At 53.9% G+C, this 17,858-nt stretch carries 20 protein-coding genes; 9 read left to right on the plus strand and 11 right to left on the minus strand.

All coding sequences use genetic code 11. From position 1 onward, the window contains the following. The first annotated feature begins 172 nt into the window (after nt 1–172). The 4 genes from POG22_RS05500 to ahr all read left to right on the plus strand — a co-directional run bounded on the left by POG22_RS05500 (nt 173) and on the right by ahr (nt 2,759). Nucleotides 173–388: a hypothetical protein gene (locus POG22_RS05500; RefSeq protein WP_063717178.1), complete on the plus strand. Its 216-nt coding sequence runs from the start codon at nt 173–175 to the stop codon at nt 386–388. A gap of 39 nt (nt 389–427) precedes the next feature. After that, nucleotides 428–853 (plus strand): tetratricopeptide repeat protein, encoded by a 426-nt coding sequence (locus tag POG22_RS05505; protein WP_498904053.1) that lies wholly within the window; start codon nt 428–430, stop codon nt 851–853. 31 nt (nt 854–884) lie between these two features. Further along, nucleotides 885–1,673 carry an SDR family NAD(P)-dependent oxidoreductase gene (locus tag POG22_RS05510; RefSeq protein WP_498904054.1) on the plus strand — a complete coding sequence of 263 codons (789 nt, stop codon included), beginning with the start codon at nt 885–887 and terminating at the stop codon, nt 1,671–1,673. Nucleotides 1,674–1,748: 75 nt separating this feature from the next. After that, nucleotides 1,749–2,759: an NAD(P)-dependent alcohol dehydrogenase gene (gene ahr, locus POG22_RS05515; protein ID WP_498904055.1), complete on the plus strand. Its 1,011-nt coding sequence runs from the start codon at nt 1,749–1,751 to the stop codon at nt 2,757–2,759. 34 nt (nt 2,760–2,793) lie between these two features. On the opposite strand, the gene POG22_RS05520 is transcribed toward ahr, so the two are convergent. Continuing rightward, nucleotides 2,794–5,490 carry an efflux RND transporter permease subunit gene (locus tag POG22_RS05520; RefSeq protein ID WP_498904056.1) on the minus strand — a complete coding sequence of 899 codons (2,697 nt, stop codon included), beginning with the start codon at nt 5,488–5,490 and terminating at the stop codon, nt 2,794–2,796. Nucleotides 5,491–5,694: 204 nt separating this feature from the next. Here POG22_RS05520 and POG22_RS05525 point away from each other — a divergent pair, with 204 nt between their 5' ends. Beyond that, complete coding sequence (locus tag POG22_RS05525) at nt 5,695–5,925, plus strand: hypothetical protein (protein ID WP_498904057.1); 231 nt, start codon at nt 5,695–5,697, stop codon at nt 5,923–5,925. Between the two features lie 4 nt (nt 5,926–5,929). On the opposite strand, the gene sixA is transcribed toward POG22_RS05525, so the two are convergent. From sixA to pdxA, 9 genes are all read right to left on the minus strand, one after another. Then, on the minus strand, nt 5,930–6,430 hold the full coding sequence (gene sixA, locus POG22_RS05530) for a SixA phosphatase family protein (protein WP_498904058.1): 501 nt from the start codon (nt 6,428–6,430) through the stop codon (nt 5,930–5,932). Nucleotides 6,431–6,544: 114 nt separating this feature from the next. Then, on the minus strand, nt 6,545–6,931 hold the full coding sequence (locus POG22_RS05535; protein ID WP_498904059.1) for a hypothetical protein: 387 nt from the start codon (nt 6,929–6,931) through the stop codon (nt 6,545–6,547). A gap of 424 nt (nt 6,932–7,355) precedes the next feature. Continuing rightward, entirely contained in the window at nt 7,356–7,757 is a 402-nt protein-coding gene (locus tag POG22_RS05540) for a DUF1667 domain-containing protein (RefSeq protein ID WP_017660096.1), read from the minus strand. A 122-nt stretch (nt 7,758–7,879) separates the two neighbouring features. After that, entirely contained in the window at nt 7,880–9,145 is a 1,266-nt protein-coding gene (locus POG22_RS05545; protein WP_063719212.1) for an NAD(P)/FAD-dependent oxidoreductase, read from the minus strand. Then, nucleotides 9,139–10,578 carry an NAD(P)/FAD-dependent oxidoreductase gene (locus POG22_RS05550; RefSeq protein WP_063719213.1) on the minus strand — a complete coding sequence of 480 codons (1,440 nt, stop codon included), beginning with the start codon at nt 10,576–10,578 and terminating at the stop codon, nt 9,139–9,141. Before POG22_RS05550 ends, POG22_RS05545 begins: the two co-directional genes overlap by 7 nt. A 409-nt stretch (nt 10,579–10,987) precedes the next feature. After that, a complete protein-coding gene (locus tag POG22_RS05555) occupies nt 10,988–11,809 on the minus strand; it encodes a hypothetical protein (RefSeq protein ID WP_498904060.1) in 822 nt (273 codons plus the stop codon). A gap of 28 nt (nt 11,810–11,837) precedes the next feature. Beyond that, a complete protein-coding gene (locus POG22_RS05560) occupies nt 11,838–11,963 on the minus strand; it encodes a hypothetical protein (RefSeq protein ID WP_498904061.1) in 126 nt (41 codons plus the stop codon). Beyond that, complete coding sequence (locus POG22_RS05565) at nt 11,960–12,466, minus strand: DUF4112 domain-containing protein (RefSeq protein WP_063719215.1); 507 nt, start codon at nt 12,464–12,466, stop codon at nt 11,960–11,962. The genes POG22_RS05560 and POG22_RS05565 overlap by 4 nt, the downstream gene beginning before the upstream one ends. A 24-nt stretch (nt 12,467–12,490) precedes the next feature. Beyond that, on the minus strand, nt 12,491–13,513 hold the full coding sequence (pdxA, locus tag POG22_RS05570; protein ID WP_498904062.1) for a 4-hydroxythreonine-4-phosphate dehydrogenase PdxA: 1,023 nt from the start codon (nt 13,511–13,513) through the stop codon (nt 12,491–12,493). Nucleotides 13,514–13,735: 222 nt separating this feature from the next. Between pdxA and petM the strand changes: the two genes are divergently transcribed. Continuing rightward, the gene (petM, locus tag POG22_RS05575) at nt 13,736–13,846 is read left to right on the plus strand and encodes a cytochrome b6-f complex subunit PetM (protein WP_017660103.1); all 111 of its coding nucleotides are present in this window, start codon (nt 13,736–13,738) and stop codon (nt 13,844–13,846) included. 63 nt (nt 13,847–13,909) lie between these two features. Here petM and POG22_RS05580 read toward each other — a convergent pair whose 3' ends face one another. Then, entirely contained in the window at nt 13,910–14,332 is a 423-nt protein-coding gene (locus POG22_RS05580; protein WP_063719217.1) for an ArsR/SmtB family transcription factor, read from the minus strand. 331 nt (nt 14,333–14,663) lie between these two features. Here POG22_RS05580 and POG22_RS05585 point away from each other — a divergent pair, with 331 nt between their 5' ends. From POG22_RS05585 to POG22_RS05595, 3 genes are all read left to right on the plus strand, one after another. Beyond that, a complete protein-coding gene (locus POG22_RS05585; RefSeq protein ID WP_017660105.1) occupies nt 14,664–15,650 on the plus strand; it encodes an SDR family oxidoreductase in 987 nt (328 codons plus the stop codon). Between the two features lie 64 nt (nt 15,651–15,714). Further along, nucleotides 15,715–16,632, plus strand: a complete 918-nt coding sequence (locus tag POG22_RS05590) for an NAD(+) kinase (RefSeq protein ID WP_063719218.1) — start codon at nt 15,715–15,717, stop codon at nt 16,630–16,632. Between the two features lie 279 nt (nt 16,633–16,911). Continuing rightward, entirely contained in the window at nt 16,912–17,361 is a 450-nt protein-coding gene (locus tag POG22_RS05595) for an SRPBCC family protein (protein WP_017660851.1), read from the plus strand. The last annotated feature ends 497 nt before the right edge of the window (nt 17,362–17,858 follow it).

Below are 17,858 nucleotides of genomic sequence, written 5' to 3' on the forward strand. Positions count from 1 at the left end.
AGAGATATAGCCGCCGCGCAGGTGGTCGTACAACGTGGACTTGCAGCCGTCGGGCAGACGGTCAAGATGTTTGGCGAGGGGTTAAGTGTAGGCTCCCCATAGACCCAAGAATCCCCACGCCTTCAGGCTGGGGAGTGTCAAGATCGATCCGTATTCTCCAATTGCTATCACTATGAATCGATCGAAACTCGTGGCGATCGCCACCGGAACCATTTCCCTGATCCTCGCGATCGCTTATCTAATTCTCGTGCAGTTTCTCGACTTTCGCGGCGAAATGCAACCCGCCCCGCAAGACCTCTCTCTCTATCGACCCATCCCTTCCGTTCTCGCCGCGACCCCAAGTCTACTCGAAGGGGGGGACACGAACTCAGAAGCAATGGCACAGTGAAAGTAGAACGGAACGCGACAACAGAGCGAGGACGAAATCATGGAACTGTCTCAACTGGTTGGATTGTCGGTGCTGGTGGCGGTTCTCGGGGTGGGGTTGGCGGTGATGCTGTGGGCTTACGAAGGGGCTGGCAGTCAAGCGATACTGTTCGAGTCTCCCGTAGAACACCGCCCGTTGGCCGACGACGTCGCCCCAGTGTTCCATCGCGGTTGTGAGGAATTTCAGGCGGGGGACTATCGCAAAGCAGCCAACACCTTCGCGGGATGTTTGGCGTCGAATCCCAACTTAGCCGAAGCTTATCACAATCGCGGCTTGGCATTTGCCAATTTGCGACAGGACGACGACGCCGTCGAAGATTTGCTGTTGGCCGGCGATCGCTATGGGAAAGAAGACCGTCCGGCAGAGTTGGCGGCGGTGAAACAGGCTCTGGCAGCAATTAAGGCGCGGAAGGACGAGAACACTTAGAATATTTGGGAACGTTCGCGTTGGGCTGGTTATGACCACTGCATTGATTACGGGGGCATCGTCGGGGATCGGGGCGGAATTTGCCCGACAACTGGCGTCGCGGGGAACAGACGTGGTTCTCGTGGCGCGATCGCGCGATCGCTTGCAGCAGCTTGCTGAAGAACTCCAGGAACGATACGAGATTCGAGCCACCGTTCTCGCTGGCGATCTGACGCAAGCCGAAGACATCGAACGGGTGTACGAAGAGACGGAAGGACGAGGAACGGCCATCGACCTGTTGGTGAACAATGCCGGATTTGGCGATTACGGAGAGTTCGCCGAGAGCGATCGCGCCAAAATACTATCGATGGTTCAGTTGAACGTGATGGCGTTGGTCGATCTGACCCATCGCTTTCTGCAACCGATGCGCCAACGGGGATCGGGCTGTATCGTTAACGTGGGATCGATCGCCAGTTTCCAAGCTCTGCCCTATTTTGCCGTGTACGCGGCGACGAAAGCCTTCGTCTTGAGTTTTAGCGAAGCGCTCTGGGCAGAAAACGACAAAACGGGCGTCAAGATTCTCGCCATCTGTCCCGGTCCGACGGATACGAACTTTTTCGAGGTGTCCGGGTCGCCCCCGTCCAACGGTAACTCATCGCAACTGGCATCGCCGGAAACGGTGGTTCGAGAGGCGATCGCCGCCCTCGATCGAGATACGGCCTGTACGATCGCCGGTGGGTTGGTCAACCAAGCGATCGCCACGTTACCGCGATTGTTCCCCCGCGACGTTTTGGTTCGAGCGATCGAGCAGCAGTTTCGACCGAAATCTCGCGAAAATTAACCGTTAGATAGAGGTCGGCGATCGCGATTCCCGCTACCATCGAGAGCGTGTTCGTATATCTGTAGAACTCGCAACATGGCAAAGATTCAGGCTTATGCCGCCCGAGACGTGGCGGGAAAACTCGAACCGTTTGAATACGATCCCGGTGCGTTGGAGGCCGAAGAGGTCGAACTCGCTGTCGAATCCTGCGGGATCTGTCACAGCGACCTGAGTATGTTAGATAACGAATGGGAGTTGACGCAATATCCCTTCGTTCCCGGTCACGAAGTCGTCGGAACCGTAACGGCGATCGGCGATCGCGTCACCGATCTCCAAATCGGACAGCGGGTCGGTTTGGGCTGGTTTGCCAACTCCTGTATGGGTTGCCAGTGGTGTATGTCCGGCGACCACAATCTCTGTAGCGACGCCGAAGGCACGATCGTCGGACGCCACGGCGGATTTGCCGATCGCGTTCGCGCCCATCACAGTTGGGTCATCCCGATTCCCGAGGGCATCGATCCCCTCAAGGCCGGGCCGCTGTTCTGCGGTGGCATTACCGTATTCAATCCAATGGTAGAGTTCGACCTCAAACCCACCGATCGCGTGGGTGTGGTAGGAATTGGCGGTCTCGGACACCTGGCGATTCAATTCCTCAATGCTTGGGGATGCGAGGTGACGGCGTTCTCGACGAGTGCGGACAAAGAAGCCGAAGCTAAAGAACTCGGGGCGACCCATTTTGTCAATTCTAAAGATCCCGACGCCCTGCAAGCCGTCGAAAATTCCTTTGATTTTATTATTTCGACGGTGAGTGCCGATCTCGATTGGAACGCTTACGTGGCGGCGTTGCGACCCAAGGGACGATTGCACTTAGTCGGCGTGGCGACGAATCCCCTCGATTTACAGTTGTTTCCTCTGCTGATGGGTCAAAAGTCGGTGTCGTCGAGTCCGGTAGGGAGTCCGGTGACGATCGCCCAGATGTTGGACTTTGCAGCACAACACGGCATCGCACCGATGACGGAAGTGTTCGAGTTCGATCGCGCGAACGAAGCGATGGACTATCTCCGCAACGGCAAACCTCGCTATCGCATCGTGTTAAAGCAGTCGTAGGGGGTCGCCACGATCGCGTTGGCGAAAAAAACCTCTAACCTCGTTTGACCCACTTCCACAGGTCTTCTAACACCACGTACAACACCGGAACCACGATCGCACTCAACAGCGTCGAGGTCAGCAATCCGCCGATAATCGCCACCGCCATCGGTTGTCGCAACTCCGCCCCCGCCCCCAAACCGATGGCGATGGGCATCATTCCCAAGATCGTCGACGCCGTCGTCATTAAAATCGGACGCAACCGCACGACGCCCGTTTCTAAAATGGCTTGAATGCGGTTTTTCCCGGCTTTCCGCAACTGGTTCGCGTAATCCAACAGCAACAGGGCGTTTTTATCCAACAATCCCAGCAGGAAAATTAACCCCAGTAGGGAAATAATGCCGAAGTCGCTTTGCGTCACCAGCAACGCCAACAACGCCCCCACCATCGCCAGGGGAAGCGATAACCCCACCACCAGCGGTTCTAACAGGCGTCCGAAGGGTAACACCAGCAACGCCAACATACAGACGACGGATAACGCCAGAGTTCCCCCGAAACTACGAAAGACTTCGTTACTGCGTTCGGCGTCTCCGCCTAAATCTAACCGCACGTCATCGGGAATGACGGTTTGGGCGATCGCGACAACTCGATCGGTGGCGTCTCCCAACGCCTGACCCCCGCCGAGGTTGGCTTCGATATAGGCGACCCGCTGTCCTCCCTGACGGGTAATCACCTCGATGTCTCCGTTTTCGTTTCCGCCGATAACCTCCACATCTGCAAGCCCCGGTAACGCCTCCATTTCTTCGGCGATATCTCGGGCGGCTCGATCGAGACTCTCTACATTTTCCCCGAACAGGGCAATTTGTAAGGGTTTGGTGTCGCCGATTTCCACGAATTGGATGTCTTCAACACTGAGTTTCACTCCCTCGAGTTGTGGTAAGTCTTCTCGCAGTTGCGCTTGGAGAGTGGCGGTGTCGGTGGTGCGATCGCCTGCGAGTCGAACGTAGAGTTTTCCTCGGTTCGGTTCGCCACGATAGCCGACGATCGAGTATACCGATTCGACATCCGCCAGATCTAACACCACGGGTTCCAATTCGGCGGCCACGTCGGCGGCGTTTTCGAGAACGAACGATCGAGGATCGAAATCGATTTCTCCCCCTCTCCCCCTCTCCCCTTCTCCCCCTCTCTCGAGATCTTCGGGAATTGCTTCGGTGTCTGTTTGCGGTTGTGGAATTTCCGGTAACGGGGCAGTGTAGAGGATGTTGAACTCGCCGCGATCGAGTTGGGGAATAAAGCCTTTGGGAATTAGGGGAACTAACGCCACGCCAGCGGCGAAGGTCACAACGGCGATCGCCAGCGTCAACAGGCGGTTTCGCAACGACCACTGTAAAATACGACGGTACAAAATCTCGATCGCCCCAGGGGGAATCTCTTTTTCCGCTTGAGATGGCGTCGTTCGGTTTTTGGCTTTCAACCAATACACCGCCAACACGGGGGAAAGGGTTCTCGCCACCAACAGCGAGGTGAGAACCGCCGATGCTACCGTCAAACCGAAGGGTTTGAAAAACTGTCCGATCGTCCCTCCCATGAACGCCACCGGGAGAAATACCGCCACGATGGTTAAGGTAGAGGCCGAGACGGTCAAGCCGATTTCGTTGGTGGCGGCGATCGCTGCTTCGCGAGGGGTTTTCCCTTCTTCGATGTGACGGGCGATATTTTCCACTTCCACGATCGCGTCGTCTACGATAATCCCGATCGTCAACGCCAACGCCAACAGGGTAATCGTCTCTAAATTAAAGTCGTATATCGCCATGACGATGAAGGTTCCCAGTAAGGAAATGGGAATCGCCAAGGCGGTAATTAGGGTGGCGGGGACGTTGCGGAGAAAGCCGAAAATCACCACCACCGCCAAGGCGATCGCCAACCACAACGCATCGATGGTAGATTGGGTGGCTTCGCGAATGTAGTCGGCTTGGGTGGCGGCTAAGTCGAATTGAATCTCGGGAAATTGGCTGTCCCAGTCGGCGACGGTGTTCTCGACGCGACTCACCACATCTAAGGTATTGGCGTCGCCCCGTTTGATAATTTGGAGGGCGAGGGCGGGTTCTCCGTTGAATCGCGTTAATGTGGGAGGATTGGGATCGAAACTCTCGATATTTTCAGCGGTTTCGGCGTCGTCGGGTTGGGATACCACCGCATCGCCGAGTAAGTCGACCCGCAACACCCCTTCGATCGCCTCGAGTTCTAGAAGCAGTTGCGATCGTGCGGTTTCGGCTAACTCGGAAATCTCGAGACTGTCGCTACGCAAGGCGTAACTTATCGCCGCCGATTCGTTGAGGTTGAAGGGGATCGCGTCGTATTCGGCGGAGTCGGGAAGTTGTAACGTGGCGAGACTGTCCTCGACTTCTGCGATGGACGACTCTAAATCCGTTCCCACGTCGAACAGCAAGTTCACCACCGTTCGCCCTGCATAGGTGGTGGATTTGACATCGTCGAGTCCCGTCACCGACTGTACCTGGGCTTCGATGGGTTCGGTGAGACGGGATTCTGTTTCGAGGGCGGTGTCGATATCGGCGGAGGCGTTGACGACGACGACGGGGAACGTAATATCGGGAAACAGGGCGTATTTGAGCGAACGATAGGCGAACAACCCCGCTACCGCCACGATCGCCCAAATGGCGATCGTCAGCCATCCGTGGCGAATCGCCCATTTAGAAACGTTTAACCGTTCTCTCCACGACACCTGTGACATCTTTGTTCCTGAACTGTTAGCCAATTTGTACGATCGAACCGAGCTTTACCAAAACTTTAAAAAATAGCGTTCCTATTGTCTCGACCGGATGTCCGAGTGGCAAGTCCGAATATGGATCGAGTCGATCGCCCCCCAAACACGACATAATGACAAAGTAGGAGGGTGTATCGTCCATTGTCCTCTCAATGGAGATACGCAAGGACTATGACACGCACGACTTCTCAATACCAAGGCGATCGATCCCAAATACACTCTCAAGTGTATAAAGGGCATCTCATCGTACCTCGGTACAGTCGATCGTGGTGGTGGGTGACGGTCATCGATCCCTACGGTAACGAACTCAAAACCAACGGGTTCGCCACTGCTGAAGGTCAACCGTCCCTCGAGGCCGCCTTGGCTTACGCCAAGCAAGCGATCGACATCCAAAAAAGATAACAGCCTACAGTAAGAAGCGCGGGGGAGCAAGCCAAAATAGAAGACTGCGTCCGACGGGAGAACCGCTTTCGGGTAACTCGATACCGATGACGCCCGCCTTCTTGACGATCAGTCTTTCCCCCGCATCTCCCCAGACGAGAATTTCTGCCCAATTTCCTAAATCTGGTTGGTGTCCCACCAGGGCGATCGCACCTCGGTTTCCCTTTTCTGCTTTCCAGGTATCCCACCACGCCATCCACTCTTGAATCGCACCTTCGGGAACCAGCGGATCGAAGATTTCCACGTCGTCGCACAACCCCGTGTCTTTCAGGATGTCGGCGGTTTGTCGGGCCCGCACTAAGGGACTCGACAGCAAGAGATCGAATTTCAAATCGAACGCTTTGAGGCGGCTTGCCACTTTTTTCGTTTTTTTCTTACCGATCTCGGTCAAAGGGCGTTCTTCGTCGTTGCTGTATTCGGCGCGATCGGCTGCGATACCGTGGCGGATTAGGTAAAGTTGTGTCATGAGATTTTGTTTACCGTCAGATTTTCGATCTGATGTACGAGCCTATCGCAGTTTGGTGCGATACAGAACCCTCGCTTTGCCAAAGCCGTCGAGTTCTGTGTTGCTATTATACGCTTAGCGAGAGCGACATAAAAACTTAAAATCTTCTCGTATTCGCTGCGTTATTTGTGCTTTGTCGGCTTCTTTGTGTTGTTTTTGGTAATATAGATAAGCGATATCTTCAAATAACGGTGCAATTTTAACTTCGCCAAATTCATCTTTCCAGCTTCCTGTTTTATATCGTAACTTATTGTAGAATTCAGTTATTTCTTTTCGCGAACATCTTTGAGCTATCTTTAAGAGTTTTTGAGATTTTTCGTAATTACTCAATACCTCGTCCGGTCGTTCTAGGAACGCTTCTAACATCGATTTGTCATCTCCAGATAATCCTTTCGGTTTTTGGGGAGATAAAAACGACCAGAGAAAAATCAAAAAACCAAACAGCAGTAAAAACTGTTCCATTATCGGTAAATCTCTGCTAAAACGAGACAGTTTGACGAATCTAACTGACGCGATGAAATATTGATAATAATCGAGATAGATGTTGCCGAGGAAAGTTCGTACGGTCTTTTTGATGCAACTAATGCACCCCAGATCGTCGATCTTTAAACCCCAATTGATGAAATTAGAATGCGATCGCGCTGTTTTCCCATTTTTCTAAAGAGTCCTCCTCCCGCTTGAGGAGAAAGATTGAAAGTGAGGACAATTCCCCACCGGGCGGCGTTCTTTGGTGTCTCGCACGATCGCCTCGAAACGCAAACCCCCTTAAAAGGGATAACGATGTCTACCCAACATAGGGGATCGACGCGCAAGTTTTGTCGGGTTTGATAGTAGCAATTCCGGTAAAGCGAGCGTCAACGCAAGACATCGAACAAAGCTACGACCCCTAACTTTCACGATAGGGCATATCTCGCGAGGACACCACGTCAACGCCAGTTCCCAACGCATCTTGTAAAACCACTTCACCCATTTTGACGGGAGCTTTCAGGGTCAACTCGTGCAGTTTCTCACACAAATCCCACATTAACTCTTTCGGAATCGCGTCGGTGGTTTTCACCGGAAGCCTCGCCCAAAGACCGTTTTCGACCCGAACGGTCGTCGTCACCATCCGCTGCGGCGCAATATGTTCTTGCTTGGCGTAGGCTTCTCCTCGCCGACAGCTAAACCCGCGCACTTCGACAATATCGCCGTCGGCTTCTTCGACTTCTAACCGACATCCCATCGGACAGCCGATGCAGAGATAACGACTAATTTCGCGGTCTTGGTGTTCTGCTACAGTTGCATTCATGGTTCGTCCTCAATTGTGACCGAGAAGGGGAGAAGGGGAGAGGGGGAGAGGGGGAGAAGGGGAGAAATTGTTTTCTGTTAACTGTCTTCACTCTTCACTCTTCCCTCTTCACTGATAAAGCCTCATTCCTCTTGCGGAACGACATCCAGGCGCAAATTGTCGCCGTGGAAGTTCTGCAAAAATTTCGGGCGGACTTTGACGTTGACCATTTCCGCTGGAAAGACGTACCGGATTTTCTTCTCGTAAACGTCGCCGAGACGCAACACGCAGTTTTCCATCGGTTTTCGGACGCGCATATAAATCGTGTGGTCGCGATCGGTCGAAATGGTTTGCGGAACGCAGTATCCGACGTTTTCCCCCGGAACTAAACGCACGTTGTCCGGCGGCGGTTGTTGACCCGTGACGTACAATCCCGCGTTGTGTCCGGCCAGTTCCGATTCTTGACTGACGAAATCGACTAAATCGTGGATATGGACAGTGTTTCCACAGGCGAAGACGCCGTTTTTCGAGGTTTCCATGGTACTGCTGACCAGCGGTCCGCGCGTCACCGGGTCGAAGCGCAAGTTCAACTGACGGGCGAGTTCGTTGTCGGGAATTAAGCCGATCGACAGTAACAAGGTATCGCAGGGAATGGTTTGGCTGCGGCTGAGATCGGGGGTAAAGCCGTCTACGGGGGCGACTGTCACAGCTTCGAGGCGATCTTGTCCGTGGATATCGACGACCGTGGTGGACAAATGCAAGGGAATCTCGAAATCGTGCAGACATTGGACGATATTTCGATTTAAGCCGTTGGCGTGGGGCATAATTTCGTAAACTCCCACGACTTCGACGCCTTCGAGGGTCAACCGCCGCGCCATAATTAAACCGATGTCTCCCGATCCGAGAATGACGGCGCGATTTCCAGGGAGAACGCCCATGAGGTTGACGAATTTTTGGGCGAGTCCGGCGGTGAGAACGCCCGAGACTCGTTTTCCGGGGGTGCGAATCGCCCCTCGCGTCCGTTCTCGCGCCCCCATGGCCAATACGGCCGCTTTGGTCTCGATCGCCCGCACGCCATGACGACCGGACATCAGCTTGACGCGGTTGTTTTTGTCGATGTCGAGAACGTAACTGTCGGTGGCGAGGTCGATATCGGTTTCGAGAACCTGTTCGAGATAGCGTTGGGCGTATTCGGGGCCGGTCAGTTCTTCTTTGAAATGGTGCAGTCCGAAACCGGGGTGAATGCACTGCAACAAGATCCCTCCGGCTTCTTTTTCGCGATCGACCATCAACACCTTTTCCGCCCCGGCTTCCTTGGCGGCCAAAGCCGCCCCCATTCCCGCCGGACCGCCGCCGACGACGACGACATCGTAATCCGATCGCAAGCGATCGACGTTGGCTGTTAGCATGAGGCCACCTCCTCTTTGCGCGATCGCACCACCCAAGTCTCGCCGCCCCGTTTGGTAATCTCTGTCAGGGGAATTTCGAGTTCTCGCGACAGCAGTTCCATACAGCGCCCGGTGCAAAATCCTCCTTGACAGCGACCCATTCCGGCACGAGTTCTAAACTTAATTCCGTCTAGGGTTTTAGCCCCTCGGCCAATGGCGTCGAGAATTTCTCCTTCGCTGACGAACTCGCAACGACAGACGATGCGGCCGTAACTGGGGTCTTTTTCGGCTAGGGCGATTTGTTCGTCCGTGGACAAGCTGGCGAAGTGGATTGGTTTGGGAACGGAGGGGACGAAATCCTCTTTTTCCTCCATCGATAACCCTTCGTCTTTGAGAATGTTCGCTAACATCGTGGCGATGGCGGGGGCGGCGGTGAGTCCCGGCGATTGAATTCCGGCGACGTTGATAAAGCCTTTTTTGGCCGTCGGCCCGATGATAAAGTCTTCGCCGTCGGCGACCGCCCGCAATCCGGCGAATTCGGCGATGCAGTCGCGGGGGCTAATTCCGGGAACCATGCGCGTGACGAAATCGAAGACTTTCTGTCCTCCCTCGGCGGTGGTGGTCAAATCTTCTTTGTCGTCTATCATTTCCGCCGTCGGCCCCACCATCAAGGTTCCGTCGAAGGTGGGAATGACTAGGGTTCCTTTGGAAACGGGGGTGGGACAGGGGAAAACGACCCGTTTGACGAAGCCTTGTAAGCGTTTGTCGAGAAGATATTCTTCGCCTTTGCGGGGTCGGATGCTGAAGCTGCGAACTCCGGCCATTTCTGCGAGTTTGTCGGCGTAGAGTCCGGCGCAGTTGAGGACGAAGCGGCTGTGTAGGGTGGCGTCGGGAGTTTGTATCGTCCAGGTTTCGCCGTCGAAGGACAAGTCGGTGACGGGGCTGTCGGTATAGAGGGCGACACCGTTGGCGACTGCGTTTTCGGCGAGACCGAAACAGGCTTCGTAGGGGTTGATGACGCCAGTGGTGGGGGCGAAGAGGGCGGCGATCGCCTCTTCTGTGATGTGGGGTTCTTCGGCTTGGATGCGATCGCGATCCCAGCGTTCTAACCCCGGAACGCCTTTTGCTTCTCCTTGGCGTTGCAGTTTGTCTAGAGTTGGCAGTTGGTCGGAATTCAGGGCGACGGTCAGTTCGCCGATGCGTTTGAAGCCGAATCCCAGTTCGTCGCAGAGGTCGTCCCACAGTTGGTTTCCCTCCCATTCCAGTTTGCCCTTGAGGGTGTTTGGAGAACTGTGGTGTCCGCCGTGGATAATGCCGCTGTTGGCTTTACTGGTTCCGAATCCGACTTCGCTTTCTTTGTCGATAAGGGCGGTGGCGATGCGATATCGGCTGAGTTCGCGAGCGATCGCACAACCGATTACGCCGCCACCAACGACGACGACATCGTAATACATGGGTCTAAATAGTGTTTACGATCTACGAGTTACGATTTACGAGTGTTGGATGGAGGTTGAATACTCGATTGTCGTTTCGTTTGGAGCGGCAAAGTAACGGACGACTCTCAAAAAAAACGGAAATTTTACTTTCTTTTAAGATAGCAAACACCGTAAGTTTTCGGATTTCGGTCGAAAAATGCCGAAAGAAACGACTTGAATCGATCCGTTCTTTGTCTCTGTTTTCAGTATAGTCATCCTCGCTTTCTAAAGCGAAGCCTTGCGTGTTAAGTGTTTTTAAGATGCGCGATCGCTAAAACCGCCCATCGGACCCCAAGCGATCGCGCCAATTCCTCTCACCGACAGAAATTACACCATCGAACTCCCTTATTTCCTTTTGCTACTTTACTGCAACGAGGCTATTGCCATGTCATTTAACGATCGATGTTGCGATTTTTCGATCCTTTTCAAACAGGCTAAATCCTTCTTTCTTTTCTAAATAATTGAGAAGATTTACTAAGTTTTCTTGAATTTCAACAAGACGTTGATGACTTCCTAAATCGCTAGATGTTCGAGCATCTCGCAGAGCCTTTAAAGTTGTTTGAACGGACAAAATATCTTTACAAAATGGCTGATTTAAGATTTCGATAAAATCGTAAAGTGAAATACTTTCAAGTGCAATATTTTCCAATTCAACATCGCTGAGCCTTTTCCGAACGACCAATTTTCCTAAATCGATTTGTTCTTGACGTCGAAAACAGAACGGATCGAGAGTCGTATCGCGCATATCGCGGGCAAAAGCCGATCGAATTCGGTTGGTACAAGCAATGACGTTTGGATCTCGGGTATAAGGTCCGTAGCGAAAAATGTAATGTTCCCAACCGAAAAAATGCGCGATGAGATAAAGGGTTTCTTCAGCATATTGACCGTCGGGATAGCGCTCTCGTAAGTATTCTATACCTTGTCGTTCTAGAATGTTATAAATCCGACTTTGTAACTGGTCGCAAGCCACTAAAAATGGATTGATGTAAAGGGCAGCAATTTTATCCCGTTTTTGCTGTTGTTCCCGATTATATTGTTGTCTCCACGTCCAAATCCCCCAAGCCGTTGTAAAGACAAAGCTCAAGACAGACGTTACAATGTCGAAATTCTTCATGGCTTTAAAACAATAAAAAAAGCGATCGCAAGCTTCAAAACGATTTTTTACGACACAGTCGCGCTCTCGAAATTTATCGTCTTTCGGAAATATCAAACGTCGATCGCAGCCGTTACCGACTATGTCAGCGCAATTTCACACACAGTTTAAATGCCGTTTCGATGGGTGCGATCGCTCCCATGTTATACGGTTCGAGGTCTGCGATCGCACAAACCCCCCACTCGAGCGAAACCAGGCGATCGTCGTTCACCCGAACCCCCGACCCAGCAATTGCAACAGTCCCCACAACACCGACACGCTGGCGACAATTAACAACACCGCCACGACCACCAACACCAAGCCGAGAAATACCGCAAAGCGCACGTCAGCCGTCGAACTCTCTCGAGGCGCGCGCACGTGAGACTCCAACAGTTCGACGTTCTTGGCGTTGGCTTTCCATGCAAAATCGAACAGGTCTCCCAACACGGGAACCACTCCCAACAACATTTCTAACAGGACGTTGACGAACATTCGTCCCAAACTCGCTTTCGGCAGCCCCAACCGCGCCGATTGCAGGATAATATATGCCGACAGCAGCGCCCCCACCACGTCGCCACCGCCGGGAACCATACCAATTATCGGATCGAGACCGAAACGATAGGGCGTTCCGGGAATGGCAATCGCGTTGTCGAGGAGGTGACTCAGGCGACGCAGTTGTCGAACCGTTTGCGTGTTATCTCGGTGACGCTGGGGGGGTTTGTGACTCGCTGGCATGGGATTCGTTCGATTCCTATCGATTCAGTGACTTGAGATGCCGTCGGTTCGGTGCGACGCCAGTTCGATCGCCAGTTCGATCGCCGCCACCGTACTCGTGGCACGGGCAATCCCTTGTCCAGCAATATCGAACGCCGTTCCGTGATCGGGGGACGTGCGGACGAACGGTAACCCGATCGTGGTGTTGACCGCCAAATCGAACGCCATGAGTTTGACAGGAATCAACCCCTGATCGTGATATAAGGCTAAATAGCCATCGGCGGCGTTAGCATTGGCATCCTCGAACCAGGCGCGACCGGGATTCACCCACAGGGTATCTGGCGGCACCAGCCCTCGTAACTTGACGGTCGGACGGCGGCGGCGTTCCGCTTCGAGCCAAGGTTGCAACCGTTCGACTTCTTCGAGACCGAGTTTTCCTGCTTCGCCGCTGTGGGGGTTGAGACCGGAAACGGCGATGTGAGGTGCGTCGATCCCGAAATCTCGTTGTAACGATTCCACCAGCAAGTCCAGTTTGCGCGTGAGGAGTTCCGGGGTGAGTGCCTCCGGTACCGATTTCAGCGGAATGTGAGTCGTCGCCAGGAGCGTCCGCAGCATCCATCCCGTGTGGGGAGATTTGGCGGCAAACATCATGCCGAAGCGATCGCTCCCTGCCCCTTCAGCGAGGCGTTCCGTTTGGCCGGGGTAGCAGTGACCGGCGGCGTGCCAGAGAGATTTGGCGATGGGAGCCGTGACGATCGCGTCGAAGTGTCCGGCGACTGTGGCGGCGATCGCTTCGCTGAGATAAGCAAAACTGGCGTCTCCCGTGGCTGGCGTTCCCACACCGGGCGTTACGGCATCCGTTTCGATATCGACGATCTCGAAGGTCTCGGGGTCGGCGAGGGGGTCGTCCCCATCCCGCAATCGAGCGTAAGTTTTGTGCAAGAGCGATCGATTCCCGAAAACCGTGATGTCACAGGAGGGGAATTCGCGAGCGATCGCTTTGAGTACGATTTCCGGGCCGATTCCAGCCGGATCGCCGAGGGTGATGGCAAGACGCGGTAGATTCATTTTGGGGAGAAGGGAAGAGAGGGGGAGAAGGGGAGAAGGGGAGACAAGGAATACCCTATGGAGTCGGTGCGTGACGAGTTGGCCGGTAAGACCGGATACTTTTCTTGTTTTTAGGTCACGCACCCTACGACTGGTGACTGGTGACTGGCGACTGGTGACTGTAAGATCGCTCCCTGCCGCTTTATACTAACTATGAGATTTGTTACAGCGAGTTAAAAAAAGATGAGCGGAGAGATTTTCAACGCAGCGATTTTATCGTCTACCCTGATTCTGCTGGGGCTGGCTCTGGGCTTCTTGCTCCTTAAGATCGAAGGTGGCGAAGAAGAAGCCTAAATGCTGACGAGTTGGGGGAAGCACGGCTCGAGTTCGACTTCCCTCAGCCAAAGGCGATCGCCTCTAACCCTCGTCGGGTTCGTCGAGATGTTCGGCCACGTCGCGATACAAATTGAGAACGTGGTGGTCTTTGAGATAGTAAAAAACATTGCGCCCCTGTCTGCGGTATCCGACAATGCGATGGGCCCGTAACGTGCGTAATTGGTGAGAAACTGCCGACTCGCTCATATTCACCACAGCCGCGAGATCGCATACGCATTGGTCTCCCAACGCTAACACCGACAAAATACGGAGGCGGTTCGGATCTCCCAAACAACTAAAGAATTCTGCCATACGCTGGGCTTTATCGACCTCGAGCGTCGCCGATTTGCGGGCGCGCACGTTGTCGAGATCGACGGGATGTCGGACGCTACAGTTGGGAACCTCCGAAGGCTGAGATCGAGATTTAGACTGGGATTGAGGTTCGGGTGAATTGATGTGAGTCATGACTTCGGAGAAGAGAACGTGCGCTGTAAGCGGGCAGGTCGCTGTCGAACCGTCGGGCGATCGTAGGTTTTTTGCGATCGACAGGGAACGCCCAGGGAGAAAAATGAGAATTTTACGGAAACCCCGTTAATATATGTTAACATTTGACCCAAGCTACAGATTTTGCCATCGCCATCCGTCACGAGTTTCGTCGCCTTGTCTCAAGACGTCGGCTCGTGTGTTCGGACAGCCTGGTCTATCGAACCGGGCGAGCCGGGGCTGAACCGTTCCATTTCTCATTATTCCATTTCTCAAGGTACTGAGAGGATCGACCGTCGTTACCGAGAACTCCATGAGCTTATTAATCGTCGGTGCAACAGGCACGTTAGGAAGACAAATCGCCCGCCAAGCGCTAGATGAGGGCTATCAAGTGCGATGCTTGGTCAGAGGGTTTAACCGCGCTTCGTTTCTCCGAAAATGGGGAGCCGAACTCGTCCGAGGCGATTTGTGCGATCCGAGTACGCTTCCCCCCGCCCTAGAAGGGGTCACTCACGTTATCGACGCCGCCACCGCCCGCGTAACCGATTCTCTCAGCATTCGCCAAGTGGATTGGGACGGTAAAGTCGCACTCATCCAAGCGGCCAAAGAAGCGGGGGTCGAACGGTTTGTCTTTTGTTCGATTCTCGACAACCGCAACTATCCTCAAGTGCCGCTGATGGAGATCAAGCGGTGTACGGAACTGTTTTTGGCTGAGTCGGGACTCAACTATACGGTCTTGCAACTGTGCGGTTTCATGCAGGGATTGATCGGTCAGTATGCCATCCCGATTTTAGACAATCAGACCGTTTGGATTACGGGCAACACCGCCCCCGTTGCCTATGCCAACACCCAAGACGTGGCGAAATTTGCAGTACGCGCCTTGTCCGTCCCCGAAACTGAAAACCAAACCTTTCCCGTGGTGGGAACTCGCGCCTGGAGTGCTGAAGAAATCGTGGCACTGTGCGAGCGGTTGTCGGGACGTACGGCGAAAATCACCCGCACTCCCCTCGGTTTGCTGCGAGCCGTTCGTAAAGCCGCTCGCTTTTTCCAATGGGGATGGAACGTCGCCGATCGCCTCGCCTTCGCGGAGGTGTTGGCCTCGGGAACCTCGCTGACAGCGGACATGACCCCGGTGTATCCGGTTTTCGGCATCGATCCTAACGAGATGACGACGTTAGAAGAGTATATGCGGGAGTATCACAGCCGCATTCTCAAGAAGCTCAAAGAGATCGAATACGAACAAGAACAGGAGAAAGCGCGCAAGAAACGTCAGCGATCGCCTTTTAAGTCTTCCAAGTAAGTCGCGAAAAATGCGAAACTTAAAAGTTAAAGGTGAGTGTAAAGCATATAGGTGGACTTAGAGCGTGCCGAAAGTTGGCATTATCTACAACGATTGCAAGCCCGCTGCCTGTCGGATTTCGAACGAGCTGAAAGAGAAACTCGAAGCCCAGAATTCGGAAGTGAGAACGGCGACGGGAATGGGGGGGATTTTGGGTCACTCAAAGCCCGAAAGTCCCGTCTGTCATACACCCGTTGACGGCTTGGTTCCGCCGGGATTCGATCGCGACTTGGATTTTGGCGTCGTCCTCGGCGGCGATGGAACGGTTCTCTCGGCGTTCCGTCAAGTGGCACCGATCGAGTTGCCGTTACTGACGGTCAACACCGGTCACATGGGATTCCTCACGGAAACCTATATCAGCCAACTCTACCCAGCCGTCGAGATGGTGATGGGAGGAAAGTGCCAAATTGAAGAACGGACCACTATCGCGGTTCGCGTGATTCGCGACGAAACGACGATCTGGGAAGCCCTCTGTCTCAACGAAATGGTATTGCATCGCGAACCGCTGACCAGTATGTGTCATTTCGAGGTGGCAGTGGGACGACACGCTCCGGTCGATATTGCCGCTGATGGTATCATTATTTCGACGCCGACCGGTTCGACCGCTTACGCCCTTTCCGCTGGCGGTCCGGTGATTACGCCGGACGTACGGGTGATGCAGCTGGTGCCGATTTGTCCCCATTCTCTGGCATCGCGGGCGTTGATTTTCTCCGATACGGAGACGGTGCAGGTGTTTCCCGCGACCCGCGAGCGTATGATGATGGTGGTTGACGGTAACGCGGGATGTTACGTTCTCCCCGACGATCGCGTCGTGTTGCAGAAATCACCCTACAACGCTCGTTTTATACGGTTACGCGCGCCAGAATTTTTCCGCGTTCTCCGCGAAAAGCTCGGTTGGGGCTTGCCCCATATCGCCAAACCAACTTCTGTAGAATTGCCGTAGCATGGGGGGATGGGGCGATCCTCCATCCTTTTTCGATAAGCTAGGTTTCAAGAAGTCTTCACCACATCCCCCCTTAGCCACCCTTTCAAAGGGGGGTTGGGGACACAGAGAGAAGCTTGTCGGGTTGGGCAAAACCAGTATTTGAGTCCGAGCGGAGTCGAGGACTCAAGTCCGAGCGGAGCCGAAGCGTTGAGATTCAAATTTCGTCGCTACCCGCGTCACATATTCTACCGCTGTTCCCTGTTCCCCGTTCCCCGTTTCCCATATCAATTATCAAAAATGGCAGAGTGGTTAGAACATAGCGTCCAAGTTGAGGTTCCGGTTCCCATTGAGGAAGTCTGGAAGCTGTGGTCGGATTTGGAACAAATGCCCCGTTGGATGCAATGGATCGATTCGGTTCACATCTTAGAAGACGATCCGTCTCTGTCGCGGTGGCGGTTAGCGTCGCGCAGTTTCGAGTTTAGTTGGCTCTCGCGAATGTTGCGAGTGATTCCCCATCAAATTATCCAATGGGAATCCGTCGATGGGTTGCCCAACCGGGGAGCGGTGCGGTTTTACGATCGCCACGGCGACAGTATCGTGCGGTTGACGGTGGCTTACGCGATTCCGGGCATCGTCGGTAAACTTATGGATAATCTATTCTTGGGACGGGTCGTCGAATCGACGATTCAGGCGGATATGGATCGCTTTCGCGAATACGCCCTTAACCATCGGGCGAGTCAATCTTAGCTCCCTCGGCGAGAAGCCCCGCGCTGCAGATGAAGGTCAGCGGCGGCCGGGATAGCCGAGCGGCAAGGTATAATCGAGATGGTCAACGTACCCGCCCGACCGTATCGAACAGACAGGCTAACTTCAAAGTAGAGCTTGGACTCTTGCCGCAGATAGATCGGCAGCTCGGGGAAGCTGTTTCCTTCAACGTTCACGGTACCCGTAAGCCCGTGCCTGAGACAAGCGACAAAGATCGACCTGTGGAAGACGGGTTGCTGCCAGGGTAACGCGATGCGTTACGGGAGTCAGGGCTGTCACTTGTGGCAAGTCAAACCTCCAGCAGAGGCTAGGTAAGACGCAGTCTTCGCAGCTCTCGGAGCTTGCATCCGAGAGAACGAAGACCCAAACTGGGTTCGCGGGCGTGGCGGCACTGGCCGGTGAGACTGGAAGCCCGTGCTGTATGCGAAGCTTTACTCGTCGGGTACTTCACATCGTTGGTTTGTGATGCCATCTTGCAG

The sequence above is a fragment of the Geitlerinema sp. CS-897 genome, assembly GCF_028368005.1.
Lineage (GTDB): Bacteria > Cyanobacteriota > Cyanobacteriia > Cyanobacteriales > Geitlerinemataceae > Baaleninema > Baaleninema simplex.

What these genes read in the sequence shown, in the direction of transcription:
- POG22_RS05535 (WP_498904059.1), bottom strand. Translation starts at nt 6,931, where the DNA reads ATGGAACAGTTTTTACTGCTGTTTGGTTTTTTGATTTTTCTCTGGTCG.
- POG22_RS05595 (WP_017660851.1), top strand. Translation starts at nt 16,912, where the DNA reads ATGGCAGAGTGGTTAGAACATAGCGTCCAAGTTGAGGTTCCGGTTCCC.
- POG22_RS05545 (WP_063719212.1), bottom strand. Translation starts at nt 9,145, where the DNA reads ATGCTAACAGCCAACGTCGATCGCTTGCGATCGGATTACGATGTCGTC.
- POG22_RS05550 (WP_063719213.1), bottom strand. Translation starts at nt 10,578, where the DNA reads ATGTATTACGATGTCGTCGTCGTTGGTGGCGGCGTAATCGGTTGTGCG.
- POG22_RS05510 (WP_498904054.1), top strand. Translation starts at nt 885, where the DNA reads ATGACCACTGCATTGATTACGGGGGCATCGTCGGGGATCGGGGCGGAA.
- ahr (WP_498904055.1), top strand. Translation starts at nt 1,749, where the DNA reads ATGGCAAAGATTCAGGCTTATGCCGCCCGAGACGTGGCGGGAAAACTC.
- petM (WP_017660103.1), top strand. Translation starts at nt 13,736, where the DNA reads ATGAGCGGAGAGATTTTCAACGCAGCGATTTTATCGTCTACCCTGATT.
- POG22_RS05525 (WP_498904057.1), top strand. Translation starts at nt 5,695, where the DNA reads ATGACACGCACGACTTCTCAATACCAAGGCGATCGATCCCAAATACAC.
- POG22_RS05520 (WP_498904056.1), bottom strand. Translation starts at nt 5,490, where the DNA reads ATGTCACAGGTGTCGTGGAGAGAACGGTTAAACGTTTCTAAATGGGCG.
- POG22_RS05565 (WP_063719215.1), bottom strand. Translation starts at nt 12,466, where the DNA reads ATGCCAGCGAGTCACAAACCCCCCCAGCGTCACCGAGATAACACGCAA.
- POG22_RS05500 (WP_063717178.1), top strand. Translation starts at nt 173, where the DNA reads ATGAATCGATCGAAACTCGTGGCGATCGCCACCGGAACCATTTCCCTG.
- sixA (WP_498904058.1), bottom strand. Translation starts at nt 6,430, where the DNA reads ATGACACAACTTTACCTAATCCGCCACGGTATCGCAGCCGATCGCGCC.
- POG22_RS05505 (WP_498904053.1), top strand. Translation starts at nt 428, where the DNA reads ATGGAACTGTCTCAACTGGTTGGATTGTCGGTGCTGGTGGCGGTTCTC.
- POG22_RS05540 (WP_017660096.1), bottom strand. Translation starts at nt 7,757, where the DNA reads ATGAATGCAACTGTAGCAGAACACCAAGACCGCGAAATTAGTCGTTAT.
- pdxA (WP_498904062.1), bottom strand. Translation starts at nt 13,513, where the DNA reads ATGAATCTACCGCGTCTTGCCATCACCCTCGGCGATCCGGCTGGAATC.
- POG22_RS05580 (WP_063719217.1), bottom strand. Translation starts at nt 14,332, where the DNA reads ATGACTCACATCAATTCACCCGAACCTCAATCCCAGTCTAAATCTCGA.
- POG22_RS05585 (WP_017660105.1), top strand. Translation starts at nt 14,664, where the DNA reads ATGAGCTTATTAATCGTCGGTGCAACAGGCACGTTAGGAAGACAAATC.